The 3916-nt window shown below is 74.1% G+C and carries 4 protein-coding genes; all 4 read right to left on the bottom strand.

Annotation, left to right across the window (positions count from 1 at the left end):
* The coding region (locus tag STRAU_RS33020; RefSeq protein ID WP_158692185.1) for a LysR family transcriptional regulator at positions 1–216 on the bottom strand (216 nt) is incomplete at its 3' end.
* Positions 217–391: 175 nt separating this feature from the next.
* Positions 392–1513 (bottom strand): LLM class flavin-dependent oxidoreductase, encoded by a 1122-nt coding sequence (locus tag STRAU_RS33015; RefSeq protein WP_016644763.1) that lies wholly within the window; start codon positions 1511–1513, stop codon positions 392–394.
* A gap of 201 nt (positions 1514–1714) precedes the next feature.
* Positions 1715–2452: a maleate cis-trans isomerase family protein gene (locus STRAU_RS33010; protein WP_016644762.1), complete on the bottom strand. Its 738-nt coding sequence runs from the start codon at positions 2450–2452 to the stop codon at positions 1715–1717.
* Positions 2449–3462: a maleate cis-trans isomerase family protein gene (locus STRAU_RS33005; RefSeq protein WP_016644761.1), complete on the bottom strand. Its 1014-nt coding sequence runs from the start codon at positions 3460–3462 to the stop codon at positions 2449–2451. Before STRAU_RS33005 ends, STRAU_RS33010 begins: the two co-directional genes overlap by 4 nt.
* Positions 3463–3916 lie beyond the last annotated feature (454 nt).

The following is a 3916-nucleotide window of genomic DNA, read 5'->3' as shown; positions in this document are numbered from 1 at the left end:
GGCGGGCGCGGCGGCCGCGAGCGCGGCGCCCGCGTCCGTCAGAGCCGTCCCGGCGTCCGACCGCGTGAACAGCTCCGTTCCAAGCTGGGTCTCCAGCTGCCTGATCTGCCTGGTCAGCGCGGGCCGGGACAGGAGGAGGCGGTCGGCGGCACGGGTGAGGCTGCCCTCGTGGGCGACGGCGGTGAAGCAGCGCAGCAGCCGGGTGTCCATGTCCATGGCGACAGGTTAGGGAAGCGGACAACGGGCCGCGGGCGTGGGGTGGCCGGGCGCGCGGGGGCGGCAACGGGCTTACGGGAAAGGTGAGTTCACGCGGGCGTGGGCCGCGTGAAGGTGCCGCCTCCACCCCCGTCGGAGGCGGCACCTTCCATGGCGGTATTCGGCGCGCCGGGGGTCAGGCCGGGCGGGGCAAGTCGTAGGCGTCCGCGACGAGTTCGTAGCTGCGCAGGCGTACGTCGCCGCTGTGCGCGTTGGCCGTGAGCATCAGCTCGTCGGCGCCGGTGCGCTTGGCGAGGTCGTCGAGGCCGGTGCGGACCTGGTCGGCGGTGCCGTGGACGACGTTGGCGTTCCAGCTCGTGACGAAGTCCCGCTCCATCTCGGTGAACGGGTGCGCCTCCGCCTCCTCCGGGGTGGGGACCAGGCCGGGGCGGCCGGTGCGCAGCCGGACCATGTTCAGGGCGGCGGCCATGACCTGGCGGCGGGCCTCGTTCTCGTCGTCGGTCGCGAGCGCCGAGACGCCGATGAGGGCGTACGGGGCGTCCAGGACGGCGGACGGCCGGAACGACTCGCGGTACAGGTCGAGGGCCGGGAGCGTGTTCTGCGCGGAGAAGTGGTGCGCGAAGGCGAAGGGCAGGCCGAGCGTGCCGGCCAGGCGGGCGCTGAAGCCGGAGGAGCCGAGCAGCCAGACCGGCGGGCGGTGCGGGGACTGGACGCCGCCGGGGGACGTGGCCTGGACGGGGCCGGGGACCGCGTGGATGCGGGCGTAGGGGTGGCCGTCGGGGAAGTCGTCGTCCAGGAAGCGGGTCAGCTCCGCGAGCTGCTGGGGGAAGTCGTCGGCCCCCTCGTTGAGCCGGTCCGTGCGGCGCAGGGCCGCCGCGGTGGCGCCGTCCGTACCCGGGGCGCGGCCGAGGCCCAGGTCGACGCGGCCCGGGGCCAGGGCCTCCAGGGTGCCGAACTGCTCCGCGATGACCAGCGGGGCGTGGTTGGGCAGCATCACGCCGCCCGATCCGAGGCGGATGCGGGTCGTGTGGGCTGCCAGGTGGGCGAGGATCACGGCCGGGGAGGAGGAGGCCACGCCCGGCATGGAGTGGTGCTCGGCCACCCAGTGGCGGTGGTAGCCGCGGGATTCGGCCAGCTTGGCCAGGGTGACGCTGGTGCGCAGCGCGTCGGTGGCGGTGCGGCCGGAGCCGACTGTCACCAGGTCGAGTACGGAGAGGGGGGTGGGGGCGGTGCCGTGCCGCTCGCCGCGGATTCCTTCGCCGTCGCTGTGGTCCGCCTGCTCCGCTACCGGTGTCACCGGGGTGCCTCCTGCTGTCGCGTACGTCGTGGGGGTACGCGTCGCTCCAACAGGAGGGGGGCTCCGGTTATTCCCCCTCGGGGGGGCGGGGGGTGGGGCCCTGCCGGGGGCTCCCCAATCCCGCCCCTTCCCCCAGGGGGCGGAGCCCCCTGGTTACGGGAAGGGGCGGGAATGGGGAAGCCCCCGGCAGGGCCCCGCCCCTCAGTCGTGGACCTGGACGACCGGCTCCCTGCGGAACAGCGTGCCCAGAGTGGGGGCGTTCACCCGGCGGGAGGCCAGGCGTAGGGCCTCCCAGACTGTGACCTGGTTCGCGGTGAGGATCGGCTTGCCGAGGTCGTCCTCCAGGTCCTGGACGTACGCGGCGGTGTGGAGAGCGGTGTCGGGGAGAAGGACGGCGTCCGCGTCGGGGTGGTCCCCGGCCCGGGCGAGGGCGAGCACCTCGTCCCGCCCCCAGGTGCCGACCTCCGCGGCCGTGATGATCCCGCTGCCCCGCATGGCCACGACGTCGACGCCCGCCGACTTCAGGAACGCGGAGAAGTGCCCGGCCACGTCCTCGGGGTAGGTCGCCGCGACGGCGACGCGCCCCGCCCCCAGCTCACGTACCGCATGGGCGAAGGCGAAGGACGTGGAGGAGGCCGGGAGGCCGGCCGCCCGCGCCAGCGCGCGGACCTGGTCGTGCGCCCCCTCCCAGCCGAAGACGAAGCTCCCGCTGGTGCACGCCCACACCACGGCCTCGGCGCCGGTCAGCCGCAGCTCCTCGACTCCGGCGGTGAGGCGCGCCGGCGAGCCCATCTCCAGGAGCGCGTCCACGCGGTGCGCGTCCTCGCCGATGTCCGTGTGGACGACTTGCAGGCGGATGTCGGAGCCGAGCATCTGCTCCATGCGGGGGTAGTCGTCCTCGGCGGAATGGCCCGGGTAGAGGAATCCGAGTGCGGTCAAGTCCAGCCTCCTTCTGCGGTCGGTCCTGCGGGCCCCGTGGCTTCGCCCGGCCCGGCGGGGCCGGGCGGGTCGGGCAGGCTGTCCGCGGGCGCCGCGGCCGGCGGCACCGGCGAAGGCGGCACCGCCGCGTCGGTCACCGCGGGTCCGGCCACCGCGCCCGCCGACGGCTCCAACACCTCGTACCCGGCCTGGTCCACCGCCTCGACCGCCTCGTACGCGGGCGTCGGAAGCGCCTCGAGCGCACCGAACTCCGCGGTCCCCGGCCGCGCGCCCGCGTTGATCAGCGCTTGGTAGGGCCCTACCGCACGCGTACCCAGCCTGCGCAGCGCCGACCACATCGTCACCTGGTTCGCCGAGATCACCGGCATCCGCAGCTCGGCCTCCAGCTGCGGGATGACGTCGTACGTGGGCAGGTTCGTACAGCTGATGAACAGCGCGTCCACCGGTCCGCTCGCCGCGCGTCGCGCCATGTCGGCGACGTCCCGGTACGGCACCTTCCAGATGTGCCGGGTCAGCCCCAGGTAGGCGCGGCCCACGACGGAGACGCCCGCCTCGGCCAGATACTCCTCCAGGGACTGGGTCACCGACCAGGTGTAGGGCGTGACGAGGGCGATGCGCCGCGCGTCCAGCTCGTCGAGGGCTTCGAGCAGCGCGCCGGACGTCGTCACCGACGCCACCGCGCCCTCGCGCGCCATGGCCTCGCACATCGCCCGCTCGCCCGCCCGGCCGCCGACGAAACTGCCCGAGGTGCAGGCGTAGGCGAGGACTTCGGGTTCGGCGGCGGTCAGTGCGCGTACCGCTTCGGCCAGGGTCTCGTGCTCGCTGACCAGGCGTGCCAGGTCCAGGCTGACTTCGACGGGCACGTACGGCGTGCGCGTCAGATGCAGGGAGACCTCGTCCGGGACCCAGCGCCACAGCTCGCGGTCGAGGGCGAAGTCGAAGGGTGCGACGACACCTACACCGCGCTGAGGGTGTGGTCCGCCGAGCGACGAAAAGGAAGTGACGTCCATGAGCAGGCCCTAAGTTCGTGCGTGCAGGGACAGGGCCGGCCGGGGGCCGGAAGTGGAGCTTGGCGGCGCGACGCGCCGGGACGTCGGGACGGGGTGCGTGTGTGCGGCGAGCACACCGTGCGCGAGAGAGGCAGCACGCTGCGTGCCCGCCTCTGTGGTGCCTGTGCTGAACTGCTTCTGTTGACGAAGGTAGGTTCGGGTGCCAGCGTGGTCAATCCGCACATCTCAGACGGCTGAGAACGTCGGCCGCCGGGACGCTGCGGCAGTCGTCCCGACGCTCTCCCAGGGAAGCGGGCTCTCATTGCGAAACGGTTTCTCTGCCATGTCCGCCAACAGCTTCTCCGCCTCGTCCGGCCCCGGCGCCCAGGGGGGCGGGGCGTCCGGAAGCACGGCCGCCCCGGGCGGCGCACCCCGGAGCGGCCCGGCGCGGGCCGCGGCGCCCGGCGAGAGCCCC

Origin of the sequence: Streptomyces aurantiacus JA 4570, assembly GCF_000414115.1 — a bacterium.
GTDB classification, from domain to species: domain Bacteria; phylum Actinomycetota; class Actinomycetes; order Streptomycetales; family Streptomycetaceae; genus Streptomyces; species Streptomyces aurantiacus_A.
The sequence above is the reverse complement of the archived record's forward strand: the minus strand, read 5'-3'. Positions and strand labels throughout refer to the sequence as shown.